Origin of the sequence: Paenibacillus sp. MMS18-CY102 (assembly GCF_009789195.1) — a bacterium.
Lineage (GTDB): Bacteria > Bacillota > Bacilli > Paenibacillales > Paenibacillaceae > Paenibacillus_T.
This window is the reverse complement of sequence record NZ_WSTC01000024.1, coordinates 25,135-40,424: the sequence shown is the minus strand read 5'-3', so window position 1 is coordinate 40,424 and position 15,290 is coordinate 25,135. Positions and strand designations below refer to the sequence as shown.

Below are 15,290 nucleotides of genomic sequence, written 5' to 3'. Positions count from 1 at the left end.
ATAGATGGAACGGATAGTCGTGTTACAGCAGGTGGAGACGCTCCTGCGTGAAAATTTGCAGTTGCAGCTTCCGGGTGCGCTAGAAGAGTCGCTCCGGTTGAATGAGGATCTGCGAATCGATTCAATCATGATGCTGCAATTGATCGTTTTGCTGGAGCGAGAGCTCGGATTGCGAGTGCCGGAGCAAGAGGTTGACGCACGCGCATTCGCGACAGTTGGCTCATTGCTTGATTTCATTGCGCGGTTGGAGCCGATGGACGGAGGCGCAGCATGATTAAAGTGCATTGCCTCGTCAGCTGCTTCTGCGAAATTATTAAACGGCGTGCAGGCGGCCGCGCCGACCATCGCCCGTTTTATTTTGGCGTGTGGGACTCTGACTTTGACGTAACGGAAGACGGGCGCATCACCTACTACTCTGCGCGCACGGACCATGACCATTTTGTCGACTGGTATCGGGCGTTCTTCGGGGTAGGCATTCGGGAATGGTATGATTTCGCGAAAGATCCTGAGCATAACTGGCAACTGCTGCTGGACTTGCTGGACAACAAGACGGAAGACCAATACGTCGTCGTCCAAATCGACATGTCGATGCTGCCGGAGCGGGAGAATAAGTTTGCGGCGAAGCCGTTCCCGCATTTCCTGATGCTGTCCAAGACAGAAAATGAGGACGAATGGTTCATGTTCGATCCGGATTTCCGTTGGGAAGGCAATTTGCCTACGGAACGGATTAAGGAAGCGTTCTTGGCCAATGGATATGGCGGCGGCTACCTCATTGATGCGGGGCAGATCGAGAATCCGGCGCCTGACGTGATTGCTGGCCTGTATGAAGCGACGATGCGCAAGGATGAGAACGAGCTTGTTTCGCGCCTGCGGGATATTGTCGTAAGCATGGCAGAAGGGCGGGGCGGGCGTACGCTGGGTACGCTGCTCGCTGCTGTCCAGCAAGTGAATATACTCGTTATTCGTAAATATAGCTACGACTACGCGCTGATGTTTTTCCGCGACAGGCTGGGGTTGTCCGAGGACAATTACGAGCGGTGGTGCCAAGAAATCCGCGACCTCGTACAGGCATTCCACACGGTGCAGTATATGTGCGTGAAGCTGTCGATGACGAAGGATCTGGCGCTGCTGCCTGATATTTTGGGCCATCTGGACCGGGCGGATGCGATTGAATTCTCGATTAAAAGTGAGATTGACCGCCAGTATCGGATGTGGAAGCAAGCGGAATTGGCGCCCGGCGAGCGGGTTCGGACTGTTGTAGGCCAAGCGTAAAGAACGGAAGGAGGCAGCTAGCATGAAAATTAGCTTATGCACGATTTCGTTCCGCCACTCGCTCGTCTCTTTCGCGACGATTGTTCGCTTCGCGCTGCGGGAGCGTTTCGATGGGATTGAGCTGTGGGGCGCACATGCGGAATGGCTTGCGACTGCCGAGGAGCGCGAATCGACCAAGGAGCAGCTGCGGCTCATGCATGGGCGCGGCATGCGGATTGCGATGATTAGCGATTACTTCGATATCGGCTCGGAGGAACGCTTCGCGGCAACGCAGGAGAAAGCGCACCGCATGGCTGCGCTTGCGCGCTGGTATGGCACGACTCGCCTTCGTACGTTCGCGGGTCCCTTGCCAAGCCGGCAGGTCTCGCCTGAGCTGAGGCGGGATTATGTGAAGCGGCTTCGGGCGCTTAGCGGCATTTGCGCGCAGTATGGCGTCACGCTGCTGGCTGAGACGCATCCCGGCACGTTGTCGGATGAGCTTGCTTCCGCCCGTTTGCTCATCGATGAGGTCGGGCATAGCGCATTTGGCATTAACCTCGATTTCCTGCATTTGTGGGAAGCGGGAGATGATGTGCTTCAGGCGTACGCGGAGCTAAAGCCATGGGTGCACCATTTTCATCTCAAAAATGTTACGTCCGCCGACCGGCTGCACGTCTTCGAGCCTGCTCAAGTGTATGCATCCGGCAGCGACCGGACCGGCATGGTTCCATTGCCTGACGGAGCGCTCGACTTCCGGCCTATCATCGCTGCAATCGGCGAGAGTGAGCTGTTTAGTTCATTGGAATGGTTCGGCGCACAACCGTTCGAGACGCTGGCTGCAGATGCTGCATGGCTCCGCCAGTTAACGGACGGCAGCGGGCAAGTGGGCGTTGGCGGAGCTCTCGTACAAGCGGGAATCACTGAATAAGCGATAAGCAAAGTGCGAGGCCTGAGAGGGAGCAGCATAAATAGCGGCTTTGGCGCCTATCCGTTCGTTAGCGGAATAGGTGTCGAAGCCGCTCGTTGTTTCGGGTTTGTTAGAACGGTTCCCAGATGAGTTTGCTCGCTTTCTCGAACCGCTCGTTGGCATAGGGCCAGTTCACGACATTCCACCAATCTTTAATATAGCCGGCGCGATCGTTCTGGTGCTTAAGGTAGTAGGCATGCTCCCACACATCCAGCGGGAGAATCGGCACGACGTCCCATTGGGACAGGTTTTGGTGCTTCTCAGCGGTCAATATCTCGAGGCGCCGGCTGCGCGGGCTCCACACTAGTATAGCCCAGCCACTGCCTTCAACCTTAGCGGCAGCTTCAGAGAATTGTTTCTTGAATGCTTCATAGCTGCCAAAATCATGCTTGATCTGCGCGCCGAGCGAACCGGTTGCAGGGCCTCCGGCATGTGGCGCCATTACGGTCCAGAATAACGTATGCAAATAATGGCCGGCGCCGTTGAACGCTAGTTCACGCTCCCAATGCTTCACGAGATCAAAATTGCCGGAGCGCCGGGCCTGCTCCAGTTCACGCTCGGCTTTGTTCAGCCCGTCGACATAGCTCTGGTGATGCTTGTCGTGATGAATGCGCATCGTCTTCTCATCGATAAAAGGCTCAAGCGCATTGTATGGATACGGCAGCGGAGGCAGCTTGTGGCCGCCGATTGGCACTTGGGCGACGGGCGCCCGTTCTGAGTTGGAGCCAGGGCTGGAGCTGTCTGGTACATCGGCGTTGGCATTAGCACCAGCATCTGCATGGCTGTTCCTGCTGGCGTTCCGCAGCGCTTCCGCGGATTGCGCCAATGCCTGTTCAGGCGAGTATGCGTAACGATACGTCTCCTGCAGGCCTAGGAAGCCGTTGGATTCCCGCACGGCATGCAGAATGAACGATCTTGCCGCTGGCGCGGAAGCGAGCGATGGGCTCCGCTCCATCAGGCCAAGCAGATGCTCGACAAACTTCTGGGACTGATAGGCGGAAGCTTGCAGCAGCAGATCGGCTTGTGCCTGCGTTGTAGCGGGGCTGGGACCGTCGGCCTCGCCTGTGCTGTCGCTGCGTGCCAGCGCCTCGTTGAGGCAGCGGTCAGCGATGCGTTCCGCTGCGCGCAGTGGCTGCTCCCATTCGGTCAGGAGCCACTTGAATTCGGGTTCTAGCGTAGGCGTGAAGCGGCGGATCATCGCTGCGTGCTCGATTTCTTGCCTTTTCCAATCGCGAATTTCCTCTAGCAGGCGAATCGGCGTTTGGGGACCATATACAAAAAGCACGACATCAGCCTCCTCGTTCAATGAACATCTCTTAAGATGTATTCATAAGAACGCGGCGCTATGTCGTGCTTTTGGGACTAGAGGACAATTGAACTCGCATCATCGACATGCTGCTGATGCACTTGGCCTAGGAATAGGGCCGCCCGTTGGATGTATTCCTTCGCATGGACTTGGAACAGCAACTCGTGCTTGCCGCCCTCTACGATCCATTCGCGGGATAGCGGGTTCGTTTGCTTAGCAGCGATATGCTCGGCAATCTCATAGGGAGCTTTGGAATCCTTCGTGCCGTGCATGATAAACAGCGGAATCGGATAATCCTTCGTGAGCACCTGCTTCGCTGGAATGCCGCTGAGCGATGTGCCGGTGAAAGCAGGCAGCATCAGCTCGATGAGCGGCAACGACGGATATTTGGGCAATGGCAAGATTTGTTTTACGTTATGGAACAGCGTGTCTGGGCTTGGAAGGAACAGGCTGTCGAGAATCATTGCGTCGATTTTATCCGTTTGCAATCCTGCCTGAAGGGCCGTGCCTGCACCCATCGAGAAGCCCCAGACGACGATTTCGTCGGCACCGCGGGATTTGACATAATCGACAGCGGCGAGCAGCTGTTGGGATTCCTCATAGCCGCCAGTTGCTGGCGCTTTGTAATCCGTAGACGCATATCCGTAGTCGAACATGAACACGTTGTAGTTCAAACGGTGGAGCAAGGTTGCTAAGTCATACATGGGAACCCATGTTTCTTCGCGATTGGCCCCGTAGCCGTGGCTGAAAATAACGGTCCGTCCCGACTCGACAGCAGGCTCAGCTGCAGCAGCAGCCGTCTGCGCCACTGCGCTTGAGGAATCGCCGTCCGCACCGGATGGAATGAACCAGCCGCCGACGGTTGTACGGTTGCTATGGCTTGGGAAGTTTACATTCTCATAAGGGAGACCGACAGCCTCCGTTGGATTCGAATAGAGAGGGGCGACGTATGGATGGGCTAGCATCCAAGCGATATACCCGTGGAAAGCGACGACCGCAAGTACGCATAACGACACGATGGAAGTTAGCGTAGCGAACATGGCGTGCTTGCGGCGCCCGTGCCTCGTACGCGAGTGGTGCTGCGGAACGGGACGGACGGCGGGAACCAACGGATTTGGGACTGGCAATGATGTCGTAATAATGGTGCTGCTCATCCGGAACATCCCCTCTCTATGGAAGCGCTTTAGTAGTTTGGTACTACCATCGTATGTCCCTCGTATCAGTGTGTCAATCGATGTCGACGACTTGTTATCGGTTTGTAATATAGCTGTAAAATAGGGCCAAGTTCTTTACGCTGGCTGTAATCTTACGTTATACTTAGTGCAATAAGGTTTCATTGTGCGAAACAACAATCTTCAGCCAATCGGTGGAAAAGGGAGTGGGTGCGAGGTGGCAGAGGAAGGCAAATCGACTGTACGCGCTGTGGAGCGCGCACTTGATATATTGCAGTGCTTTACAGCAGGAACGGATTTCGGAATGACGGAAATCGCCGACCGGGTCGGGTTGCATAAAAGCACCGTACACCGCATGCTGTCGACGCTGGAGGATCGTGGATTCGTAGAGCGGGACCCTGCGACGGAGCGGTATCGGCTCGGGTTTCGCGTATGGGAGCTATCTGCGCATCTGACCTCTTCGGATGATCCGGCAGTGATCTGGCTACCAGAGATGGAGCGGCTGCGTAACGTGCTCGGCGAGACCGTGAGCTTGTATGTACGCGACGGAGGGGAACGGATTCGGATTCAAGCTGTTCAGAGCAACCAGGCGGTTCGGCGGGTCGCAACGGTGGGCGCCCGGCTGCCGCTATACGTTGGCGCATCCAGCAAAGTGCTCATCGCATTCGCGGACGAAGCGACGCAAGCAGAAATATGGGGAGAGCTGGAATCAATTCAGCCAGCTGTCGTCAACAAGCATATGTTTGAATGCCAAATGAATGAAATTCGCCATCACGGCTATGCCACAAGCATGGAGGAACGGGAACCGGGTGCAGCGGCAGTATCTGCGCCGATTTTTGACCGCCATGGCCGGTTAGCCGCTGCCTTGTCCGTATCTGGGCCATCAAGCAGACTGACGCTGGAATTGATGAGAGAAATCGCGCCGACGGTCATTGAGGCAGCTGCCCGGATGGGAACGATGGCGCGATAATGATGGCGTGGGATGACGGGATGGGACACGCTCATGCTATAGGGAAACGTCTCGCTCGGCCAGTGGGCCGGCGAGGCGTTTTTTTTGCGTGGCTGCAAAGCGGCTTGAGGTTGAGTCTAAGGAGGGAGGAGGCGAGGCGATTGCCGATGGTACCGTTTGAACTTGCGTATCCGCTCTAACGGACCGTATGACCGTTATGTGATGCGAAATAAGCAAGTTGTGCCTGTAACGGACTCCAGTGACGTTATTTGTTGTTTTTGCTGTGTTTGCCGGGCATTTATAGCCAAATAAGGTCTCCTGAGTCCGTTAGAATTTCAAAAGGCTGAATTCAGGCCGAATAACGGCTCTTGAGTCCGTTACAGAGTGTAAGGCGTAGAGATTCGTCGGATATGGGGCATACTGGAGCAACTAGGAGGCTGGGCTACCCTAGAGCAGCCCTACAGCTGCCTTAGAGCAGCGCGGCCATCTCGGACTGAAGCGTGCTGGAGATCGGCATCATCGGGAGCCGGAGCGTATCGGAGGAGATAATGCCTTTTTGGGCTAGCAGCCATTTTAGCGGTGCTGGATTGGATTCTTGGAATAGCAAATGGATGAGCGGCAGCAGTTGGCCAAATGCGGCTTGGGCCTCATGGATCCGCCCTTCGGCGGCAAGGCGGTAAACTTGTACGAAGGCGTCCGTACTGGCATTGGCTGAAGCCAGCATGCCGCCGCTTGCCCCTTCGCATAGCATCGCGTGGAAGTATTGGTCCTCTCCGCACATGATCGGCTTGCAATCCTTGCTTGCCGTTAATGCTGAGACGAGATCGATGCCGCCGGAGCTGTCTTTGAGGCCGATTACGCCATCGATATCAAGAATGGTTCGCATCGTGTGAACGTCAAGCCGTACGCCAGTACGGGAAGGAATCTCATATGCGATAACAGGAACCCCGGTTTGTGCGACCGCACGGTAATGCGCGATGATGCCCTCCATTGAAGGCCGACTGTAATAAGGCACGACGACGAGGACAGCATCGGCACCGAGTTCGCCAGCTTGTGCGGCCCTTTTGACGGATGAGGCAGTATTGTTTGTTCCTGTTCCAATGACCACTGGAATATGCTTCTGATGCTGTTGCATGCGTAACGAGGTTGCCTGCATCAGGTGGGACACCTCTTCCCATGCGACTGTTGGCGATTCGCCGGTCGTGCCGTTCAGAACAAGGCCTTGAATATCATGGTGCAGCAATCCGCCCAGATGCCGGTGATAGGATGCAAGATCGAGCTCTCCGCTCGGGAGAAAAGGAGTAACAATAGGTACGTAGATCCCGCGCAGCTCTTGTTCTTTTAACATTCGTAACAGCCTCCCCTAATGTGGAATGGCTTTACTTTAGCATGGAATAATGTATCGGTGTTATCTATAATAATTGATAGTGGATATCAATAATTTTGATGGAGAGACGATATGGAGCTGACTTATTTTCAAACCTTTCGAGAGGTCGCCGTCCGCCAAAGCATTACGCGTGCGGCAGAAGCTCTTGGTTATGCACAGTCCAGTGTGACGACGCAAATTCAGAAGCTGGAGAAAGCGTACGATGTCCAGTTGTTTGAAAGGTACGGCAGAGGCTTGCGACTGACGCCAGCAGGAGAAGAACTGCTCAGAATTGCGGTTCAGATGCTCGATTTGTACCAAGAGTCACAAGAGAAGCTAGCCAAGCAGGGCGGCGGGACACTTGCAATCGGGACGATTGACTCGTTGGCTTCGTACTATCTTCCGCCGTTCGTCCAACGCATTCGGGAGACACAGCCAGAGTTGTCTATTCGGCTGCAACCGGACCGGGAGCCGTCTATTCTGAACAAGCTGCGGGAAGGCGAGATCGACATTGGCCTGCTGCTGGATCATAGGCCGGTGGATGCAGCGTTAGAATGGATAACCATTCGCAAGGAGCCACTCGTCATCATAGCCCGTCCGGACCATACATTATTGGCGGTGCAGGACTTGGAACTTACGCATTTGGAAGGCGCGGAATGGATGATGACGGAGGAGAGTTGCAACTATCGGATTATGCTGGAAAAGCTGCTGCGGTCGCAGGGGATTTCCTATCATATCGGGCTGGAGCTGGGCAATCCGGAAGCGATCAAGCGATGCGTCAAAGCGGGTTCGGGCATTGCGATATTGCCCCGCATGGCGGTGCAGGAGGAAATTAGCCGTGGCGAGCTGGCGGAGTTGCCGTTACAGCAGCCAGAGCTTTGCTTGGAGCTGCTGCTGGCCATGCACCCAAAGAAGTGGAAATCACATGCGTTGAGGCAATTTATCGAAATCCTGAAGGGGAATGAACCGGAGTAAAAAATGCCGATAACCCGTGGAAGCTGCGGCCCCTAGGCCGCAAAAAATACGCATTCCGCAGCAATGCTGTGCAATGGGCAGCTTACCCCTACTTGAGATTGGAGCGGTCAGTGCATGCGAAGCTCACAGCGGTAATCGGCTTGAAGCCGAGCAGGAACGTATCGGTAACGAGATAGAAGGTAATCCTTCTACCGCGCGCGCATTGTGGACAATCGGCAGCTTGTTCCTCCACGCTCTAACGGACCGTAATGCCGTTAAATGATGCGAAATCACAGTGTTTTACCTGTAACGGACTCCAGTGACGTTATTTGTTGTTTTTGCTGTGTTTGCAGGGCATTTATCGGCAAATAAGATCTCCTGAGTCCGTTAGAATTTCAAAAGGCCGAATTCAGGTCGTATAACGGCTCGGGGGTCCGTTAGAAGTGGCAGCGGCAGATGGGAGGGAACTCGCCGGAGCTTCGGAGCGTCGGAGTTTCAGTTTTTCGGATCGTCCGGAACGCCAGAAGTTTCAAAATAAAAAAACAGCCCCATCAACCTAACGGTCGATGGGGCTGTTTGTCATCCTATTACATGCTTGCGATCATTTGGCGAAGTACCGTCTGCAGGATACCGCTGTTGCGGTAGTAGTCGACGTCCACGAGGGAGTCGAGGCGGACGATGGCTTGGAACTCGAACGTCGAGCCGTCTTCGCGCTTCGCGTTAACGGTAACCAGTTGGCCTGGTTGCACGTCATTGCTAAGGCCGACGATGTCGAACGTTTCGCGTCCCGTAATGCCGAGCGACGACCAGCTTTGGCCTGGTTGGAATTGGAGCGGGAGAACGCCCATGCCAACGAGGTTGGAGCGGTGGATACGCTCGAAGCTTTCAGCGATAACCGCTTTGACGCCGAGGAGGAACGTGCCTTTAGCTGCCCAGTCACGCGAGCTGCCCGTACCGTACTCTTTGCCTGCGATTACGACGAGGTTTTTGCCTTCAGCTTGGTATTTCATCGAAGCGTCGTAGATCGACATTACTTCGTCCGTAGGCAGGTATTTCGTTACGCCGCCTTCCGTGCCTGGAGCCACTTGGTTCCGGATACGGATGTTAGCGAACGTTCCGCGCATCATCACTTCGTGATGGCCGCGGCGCGAGCCGTACGAGTTGAAGTCTTCGCGTTTAACGCCATGCTCGATCAGGTATTTGCCTGCCGGGCTGTCGGCTTTGATGTTGCCAGCTGGCGAGATGTGGTCCGTCGTTACGGAGTCGCCGAGCAGGGCAAGCACGTTGGAGCCATTGATGTCAGCGATGTCGCCAACGTCAGCGCCAAGGTTGGAGAAGAACGGCGGGTTCGCGATGTACGTCGAAGCATCATCCCACTCGTAGCTTTCGCCTTGCGGTACGTCGATTGCGTTCCAACGCTCGTTTTGCGTGAAGACGTTGGCATATTTGTCGCGGAAAATTTGCGGGCTCATCGCCGTGCTGATTGCTTCTTGGATTTCCGCTTTCGTAGGCCAGATGTCTTTCAGGTAAACCGGTTGGTTGTCGTTGTCGTAACCGATTGGGTCGTTAGCCAAGTCTATGTTAACCGTACCAGCCAGTGCGTATGCAACGACCAGTGGCGGCGAAGCCAGGTAGTTGGCTTTTACTTGTGCATGGACGCGGCCTTCGAAGTTACGGTTACCGGACAATACAGCAGCTACCGTCATGTCGTTGTCAGCAATTGCTTGGCCAACTTCGTCTGGAAGCGGGCCAGAGTTGCCGATACAAGTCGCGCAGCCGTAGCCTGCAACATGGAAGCCAATTGCTTCGAGCGGCTCGATCAGGCCAGCGTTTTTGAGATACTCCGTAACAACCAGGGAGCCTGGCGTCAGGGACGATTTGACGTAACCTGGTTTCGTCAGGCCGCGAGCGACTGCTTTCTTCGCCACGATGCCTGCGCCGACCATTACGCTCGGGTTGGATGTATTCGTGCAAGACGTGATTGCTGCGATAACGACAGCGCCAGTGCCCATTACGCTAGCGTCGCCGCTTGGGTGCTTCACGTCTACTTTTTGCTCGATCTTCTCTTCGGACAGGCCGTAGCCGCCTTTGTCGATCGGCGTGCGGATGATGCTGTTGAATTCTTCTTTCATCGCCGTCAGCTCTACGCGGTCCTGTGGACGCTTAGGACCTGCGAGTGAAGGAACAACCGTCGACATGTCAAGCTCGATCACGTCGGAGAATACGGGATCAGCCAGGTCGTCCGTACGGAACATGCCTTGCTCTTTGTAGTAAGCTTCCACGAGGCTGATTTGCTCTTCTTCACGGCCAGTCGAACGGAGGAACGCAAGCGCCTCGTCATCGACAGGGAAGAAACCGATCGTTGCGCCATACTCAGGTGCCATGTTGGCAACCGTTGCACGGTCAGCAAGGCCGATGTTGGACAGGCCAGGACCGTAGAACTCGACGAATTTGCCGACTACGCCTTTTTTGCGAAGCATTTGCGTTACTGTCAGTGCAAGGTCAGTTGCTGTCGAGCCTTCTGGCAGGCTGCCCGTCAGCTTGAAGCCGATAACTTCTGGCATTACGAAGTACAGCGGTTGTCCGAGCATGCCGGCTTCCGCCTCGATGCCGCCAACGCCCCAGCCAACTACGCCAAGACCGTTGATCATCGTTGTATGGGAGTCCGTGCCTACGAGCGAGTCAGGGTATACGACAGTTTCGCCGTCAACCGTTTTCGTAGCTGCTACGGATGCGAGATATTCAAGGTTAACTTGGTGAACGATACCCGTTGCTGGTGGAACCGCACGGAAGTTATCGAAAGCCGTTTGTGCCCAGCGAAGGAATTTGTAACGTTCAGCATTACGCTCGAACTCGATTTTCATGTTCGTTTCGAGTGCGTCTGGCGTACCGAAAGCGTCGACCATGACAGAGTGGTCAATAACGAGGTCAACTGGCACGAGCGGGTTGATCCGTTTTGGATCGCCGCCTGCTTTTTTCACCGTGTCGCGCATTGCTGCCAAGTCAACAACAACCGGAACGCCAGTGAAGTCTTGAAGGACGATACGTGCAGGGATGAACGGAATTTCTTTCTCCGAACGCCCGTCAGCCCAAGTTGCGAGCTGTTTAACGTGATCAGCCGTGATGCCGCGTCCGTCGAATTGGCGAACCGCCGCCTCGAGCAGCACTTTGATGGAGAATGGAAGTTTGGAAATGTTGCCGAGCCCTTGTTTCTCAAGTGCAGGCAGGTTGTAGTAAGCGTACGATTTGCCGCCGGATTCCAGCGTCGAGCGGACGCCGTATTGGTCTTGCTTTGCCATAAACAATAACGCCTCCTTAATGGGATCAAAAAAGCAATGTGTTCATGCTCCGGTTTCACTCTGTGAAACACAATTTCAAAATAGAGCTTATGTGTACAGTATATCGTTTAGGAGGGGGGTACGTAAAGCCCGTAAACGATCATTTCGGCGTGTAAATTACATGAATGGGCGCATACGCTCATATGATGAAGCGTATTGCTTTCGTTTATCACGTTGCCGCACACTCGAAGCTCGAAGCCCATCCTTGGATGGAGCAAACGGTAGGAGTTGATCGTTATGCCGCGTTCGGCGAACCGTGGGGCTGGAAAACGCGGCGGCATCGCGCCGCGGGTACCGCAGCAGCGTCAATCGCTGCAGCTTCAACCGCAGCAGCCTGTCGCCGAAGGCTGGAAAACCGGCGTCCATGCGTACATTAATTGCTTTAATCAAGCAGAGGTCGACCAGCATTCATCGGTGTTCGATGGGCTGGTTGCCGATCGGGACCATTTGCTGCGCCTCGATTCCCGATTGGAGCGCCTGCGCGAGCGGGAGCTGCTGCGCGGGGTGCTTTCGTCCCGCAGCGAGACGAAAGCAGAGATCGTGCGGGTGAACGAGTCCGTGTCTGAGACGACGGTATTATTGAAGCTGCGCATAAAACGCATTATGGAGCAGAAGAACCGTTCCTATACAGAGGAGCGATTCGAGCATGAGCGAATCTGGCTCGCCCGGGATGGCGGAAGCTGGGCAATTACGCGGATTGAGCCTGTCGTGTCGGAGAGGCGCCCGCGCTTTGGTTCCAGTGAACTCAGCTTGCTGCCAGAGGAGGACAACGGCCTTGCCGATTCCTCCCGCCGTAAAGCTCGTCCGCCTTCGGCGCCGTTCTTAAATTATGATATTTTGCCCGAAATCAAACATCGTGCCAAACAAATATATCGCAGGGACCTTGTGGCAGCTTACGCGGACCGATGGTGGAACGACCCGAATCCGGCATACGAAAATTTTGAAGTAAATTGCACGAATTACGTGTCCCAGTGCATCTTTGCAGGCCATGCCCCAATGAACTATACTGGTAAAAGGGAAAGCGGCTGGTGGTATCAAGGCCGGTCCGGCGGGCGTGAAATGTGGAGCTATAGCTGGGCAGTTGCGAATGCGCTGCAATCGAATTTGGCATCAGGCCGCAATAGCGGCATGCGAGCGACGGTTGTTGAATCGGCGGACCAGCTGCAGCTGGGCGATGTCATTTTATATGATTGGAATGGCGACTACCGCTTTCAGCATAGCACGATCGTAACCGCGTTCGATGCGGACGGAATGCCGCTCGTGAATGCGAATACGGTCGCTAGCCGCCACCGATATTGGGATTATAAAGATTCTTACGCCTGGACGGAACGAACGAGATATCGCTTGTATCATATAGCCGATCAATTTTGAGATGTTCATAGCTACCAATTATAAACTTTCGGAGGATTAATCAAAATGGGCGAGAAGGTTCGCGTAGGTCTTATCTACGGGGGAAAATCAGGGGAACACGAGGTTTCGCTGCGCACAGCGCTTGCAGTCATGGGGGAATTTGACTTTAGCCGGTATGAAGTGAAGCCTTTCTATATTACGACAGATGGCCAATGGCATACGGCGGACGTATTGCTCGCTCCTCCAGCGGACGTGGCAGCGCTTCGTTTGAACGGCACTGAACGTGCCGATGCGACGGCGATTGGTTCGGGCGGGGCGCTAGCTCCAGTCTTCCAAGGGCTTCAAGCCGGATCGGCAAACGAAGCAGGGAACGGTTCGATCGACGTCATCTTCCCATTGCTGCACGGCACGTTCGGCGAAGACGGCACGGTTCAAGGGCTGCTTGAGATGGCGAACATTCCTTATGTCGGCGCAGGCGTGCTTGCTTCGGCTGTAGGCATGGATAAAGTCATGATGAAAAAAGTGTTCGCACATGAAGGGCTGCCGCAATGCATGTTCCGTTACTTCAACCGGACGCAGTGGGACAAAGAAACGGATTACTACGTGACAGAGATTGAAGTATCGCTCGGTTATCCATGCTTTATTAAACCGGCCAACCTCGGCTCTAGCGTAGGCATTTCCAAAGCGAAAAATCGCGAAGAGCTGATCGAGGCGATCAATTATGCGTTCCGTTACGACCGCAAAGTTATCGTTGAGGAGTTCGTCGATGCGCGCGAAATCGAAGTAAGCGTGCTAGGCAACGATGAGCCAAAGGCATCCGTGCCAGGCGAGATTCGCCCGTCGAATGATTTTTACGATTATAAAGCAAAGTATATTGATGGGACCTCCGTCATGGAAATTCCAGCGAACATCCCGGCTCTAACGTCAGAGGCTGTCCGCGAGATGGCGATCCGTGCTTACCAAGCGATTGACGGCTCAGGGCTGTCCCGCGTGGACTTCTTCATGCGCAAGTCGGATGGCGAGCTGTTCATTAATGAAGTGAATACGATGCCGGGCTTTACGCCATTCAGCATGTATCCGCTTATGTGGCAAGAAACAGGGCTTCCTTATCGCGAGCTGCTGGATACGCTTATCGAGCTGGCGTTGCAGCGGCATGCCGACAAGCAACGCATTGATTACGGCGGCGGTTCCCCACTTTAATGGGACCGCTTGCCCTCTATACTGAGGACAAGCTTTTATACTTTATTCGTTAGAGGAGGCAATTGTTCGATGGGCTTTCAAACCGAATTTAATTCTGTATGCAAATTCAAATCCGAGCAGGAGCTCTATGAGTTGCTGGAGTATGGCCGCGGCAAAATGGTAAAAAGCGGGTTCCGTGTATTCCCGACCGGCCAGAAGGTGATTGCCTACTCCCCAACCAATCAGGCAATTGCGATTGTAGCCATCGTTGCTTCGATTGCGGAAATCAATTTCCAAGGCGAAGAAGTGACAGAGGTTGAGATGGTGCTCGTGCGGAAGCTGACGGAGGAAGAAGCGAACGTGCAGACGGCGCTTGCGCATGAAATGTTCTTCGGAGAGCATAGCGCATGATTGTCCGGTTCGGATTCGTAGCGATGAGCATGTTGCTGGAAAATGCATCGCCCTCCAAGACGATGACATTCGCGAGTTTCTCGAAGCTTGAGGATCGGGAAGCAGGGATTAGGAAGCTGGAACGGATAGCTGAGGAAAACTTGAACAATACGCTGCGCATGCTGAAGCATTGCCGTGGCAACGGCATTCAGGTTTATCGGTTTTCTTCCAAGCTGATTCCGCTGGCGACGCATGATGCGCTGGCTGGCTGGGACCCATTTCCTGCACTCGCGGACAAGTTCGCCGAAATTGGGGCTTTCGTACGGGACAACAACATGCGCGTATCGTTTCATCCGGACCATTTTTGCGTGCTTAGCACGCCGCGCCCTGAGGTGCTGGCCAAGTCCCGCGAGGACCTGCATTATCACGTTAGGATGCTTGAGGCTATGGGGCTGAACGAAGCGTTCAAAAATAATATTCACGTGGGCGGCGCTTATGGCGATAAGGAAGTGTCGGGCGCCCGATTTATTCAACAGTTCAGCGAGATGGAAGCGCGTTACCGGAACCGGATTACGCTTGAAAACGACGATAAGACGTTTAATGTCCGGGAGACGCTGGGCATCGCAGAGGCAGTTGGCGTGCCGATGGTGTTAGACATTCACCACCACGCGGTGAATGACGGTGGAGAGAGCGATAGCTCGCTATACGGTGGCCTATGGCCGCGCATCGTTCGCACTTGGGAACAGGAGAACATGCGCTTGGCCGAAGCAGGCGCGAATGTAGGACAAGCTGTAACGTGGCTGCCGCCCAAAATACACGCATCAAGCCCCAAGAGCTTAACTGATCCGCGCAGCCACGCTGACTATGTAGAAACCGGGCCGCTGCTCCAGTTTTTACGTGCAATATCTGGTTCAGTTGCTGCAATAGACTGCATGCTGGAGGCGAAGCGCAAGGATGACTCGCTTCTGCGGCTGATGGATGAATTGCGGGAATTGGAAGCGCGAGGCGAGGGCTTGCGCGTGATTAGCGAATCGGCGATCGAGCTGTAGGGGAGGCCGCCATATGGGA

General features: G+C 54.6%; 13 protein-coding genes. 9 read left to right on the top strand and 4 right to left on the bottom strand.

Going from position 1 to position 15,290, the window contains the following annotated elements:
- Positions 1 to 4 precede the first annotated feature (4 nt).
- From GON22_RS17745 to GON22_RS17735, 3 genes are read left to right on the top strand one after another with little or no spacing between them, the layout of a single operon-like run.
- On the top strand, positions 5 to 274 hold the full coding sequence (locus GON22_RS17745; RefSeq protein WP_160397448.1) for a phosphopantetheine-binding protein: 270 nt from the start codon (positions 5 to 7) through the stop codon (positions 272 to 274).
- Positions 271 to 1,272, top strand: coding sequence for a DUF6005 family protein (locus tag GON22_RS17740; RefSeq protein ID WP_160397447.1), 1,002 nt, complete (start codon positions 271 to 273; stop codon positions 1,270 to 1,272). Before GON22_RS17745 ends, GON22_RS17740 begins: the two co-directional genes overlap by 4 nt.
- 22 nt (positions 1,273 to 1,294) lie before the next feature.
- Positions 1,295 to 2,179: a sugar phosphate isomerase/epimerase family protein gene (locus tag GON22_RS17735; protein WP_160397446.1), complete on the top strand. Its 885-nt coding sequence runs from the start codon at positions 1,295 to 1,297 to the stop codon at positions 2,177 to 2,179.
- A gap of 109 nt (positions 2,180 to 2,288) precedes the next feature.
- Here the strand turns inward: GON22_RS17735 and GON22_RS17730 are convergent, their stop codons facing one another.
- Positions 2,289 to 3,503, bottom strand: coding sequence for a Fe-Mn family superoxide dismutase (locus GON22_RS17730; RefSeq protein ID WP_160397445.1), 1,215 nt, complete (start codon positions 3,501 to 3,503; stop codon positions 2,289 to 2,291).
- 77 nt (positions 3,504 to 3,580) lie between these two features.
- Positions 3,581 to 4,678 carry an alpha/beta hydrolase gene (locus GON22_RS17725; protein ID WP_160397444.1) on the bottom strand — a complete coding sequence of 366 codons (1,098 nt, stop codon included), beginning with the start codon at positions 4,676 to 4,678 and terminating at the stop codon, positions 3,581 to 3,583.
- A 235-nt stretch (positions 4,679 to 4,913) separates the two neighbouring features.
- Between GON22_RS17725 and GON22_RS17720 the strand changes: the two genes are divergently transcribed.
- Entirely contained in the window at positions 4,914 to 5,666 is a 753-nt protein-coding gene (locus GON22_RS17720; RefSeq protein ID WP_160397443.1) for an IclR family transcriptional regulator domain-containing protein, read from the top strand.
- 448 nt (positions 5,667 to 6,114) lie between these two features.
- Here the strand turns inward: GON22_RS17720 and dapA are convergent, their stop codons facing one another.
- Positions 6,115 to 6,993: a 4-hydroxy-tetrahydrodipicolinate synthase gene (dapA, locus tag GON22_RS17715; protein WP_160397442.1), complete on the bottom strand. Its 879-nt coding sequence runs from the start codon at positions 6,991 to 6,993 to the stop codon at positions 6,115 to 6,117.
- 111 nt (positions 6,994 to 7,104) lie between these two features.
- On the opposite strand from dapA, the gene GON22_RS17710 reads away from it, so the two are divergent.
- Complete coding sequence (locus tag GON22_RS17710) at positions 7,105 to 7,986, top strand: LysR family transcriptional regulator (protein ID WP_160397441.1); 882 nt, start codon at positions 7,105 to 7,107, stop codon at positions 7,984 to 7,986.
- Between the two features lie 566 nt (positions 7,987 to 8,552).
- Here GON22_RS17710 and acnA read toward each other — a convergent pair.
- Positions 8,553 to 11,264 (bottom strand): aconitate hydratase AcnA, encoded by a 2,712-nt coding sequence (gene acnA / locus GON22_RS17705; RefSeq protein WP_160397440.1) that lies wholly within the window; start codon positions 11,262 to 11,264, stop codon positions 8,553 to 8,555.
- A gap of 276 nt (positions 11,265 to 11,540) precedes the next feature.
- Between acnA and GON22_RS17700 the strand changes: the two genes are divergently transcribed.
- The 4 genes from GON22_RS17700 to uvsE all read left to right on the top strand — a co-directional run bounded on the left by GON22_RS17700 (position 11,541) and on the right by uvsE (position 15,271).
- Positions 11,541 to 12,674 carry an amidase domain-containing protein gene (locus GON22_RS17700; RefSeq protein ID WP_160397439.1) on the top strand — a complete coding sequence of 378 codons (1,134 nt, stop codon included), beginning with the start codon at positions 11,541 to 11,543 and terminating at the stop codon, positions 12,672 to 12,674.
- A 45-nt stretch (positions 12,675 to 12,719) separates the two neighbouring features.
- Positions 12,720 to 13,853: a D-alanine--D-alanine ligase gene (locus GON22_RS17695; protein WP_160397438.1), complete on the top strand. Its 1,134-nt coding sequence runs from the start codon at positions 12,720 to 12,722 to the stop codon at positions 13,851 to 13,853.
- A 69-nt stretch (positions 13,854 to 13,922) separates the two neighbouring features.
- Complete coding sequence (locus GON22_RS17690; protein WP_160397437.1) at positions 13,923 to 14,243, top strand: hypothetical protein; 321 nt, start codon at positions 13,923 to 13,925, stop codon at positions 14,241 to 14,243.
- Positions 14,240 to 15,271, top strand: a complete 1,032-nt coding sequence (gene uvsE, locus GON22_RS17685) for a UV DNA damage repair endonuclease UvsE (RefSeq protein ID WP_160397436.1) — start codon at positions 14,240 to 14,242, stop codon at positions 15,269 to 15,271. Before GON22_RS17690 ends, uvsE begins: the two co-directional genes overlap by 4 nt.
- Positions 15,272 to 15,290 lie beyond the last annotated feature (19 nt).

Coding starts and splice junctions, on each gene's coding strand:
- GON22_RS17745 (WP_160397448.1), top strand. CDS start 5: ATGGAACGGATAGTCGTGTTACAGCAGGTGGAGACGCTCCTGCGTGAA.
- GON22_RS17740 (WP_160397447.1), top strand. CDS start 271: ATGATTAAAGTGCATTGCCTCGTCAGCTGCTTCTGCGAAATTATTAAA.
- GON22_RS17735 (WP_160397446.1), top strand. CDS start 1,295: ATGAAAATTAGCTTATGCACGATTTCGTTCCGCCACTCGCTCGTCTCT.
- GON22_RS17725 (WP_160397444.1), bottom strand. CDS start 4,678: ATGAGCAGCACCATTATTACGACATCATTGCCAGTCCCAAATCCGTTG.
- dapA (WP_160397442.1), bottom strand. CDS start 6,993: ATGTTAAAAGAACAAGAGCTGCGCGGGATCTACGTACCTATTGTTACT.
- GON22_RS17710 (WP_160397441.1), top strand. CDS start 7,105: ATGGAGCTGACTTATTTTCAAACCTTTCGAGAGGTCGCCGTCCGCCAA.
- acnA (WP_160397440.1), bottom strand. CDS start 11,264: ATGGCAAAGCAAGACCAATACGGCGTCCGCTCGACGCTGGAATCCGGC.
- GON22_RS17700 (WP_160397439.1), top strand. CDS start 11,541: ATGCCGCGTTCGGCGAACCGTGGGGCTGGAAAACGCGGCGGCATCGCG.
- GON22_RS17695 (WP_160397438.1), top strand. CDS start 12,720: ATGGGCGAGAAGGTTCGCGTAGGTCTTATCTACGGGGGAAAATCAGGG.
- GON22_RS17690 (WP_160397437.1), top strand. CDS start 13,923: ATGGGCTTTCAAACCGAATTTAATTCTGTATGCAAATTCAAATCCGAG.
- uvsE (WP_160397436.1), top strand. CDS start 14,240: ATGATTGTCCGGTTCGGATTCGTAGCGATGAGCATGTTGCTGGAAAAT.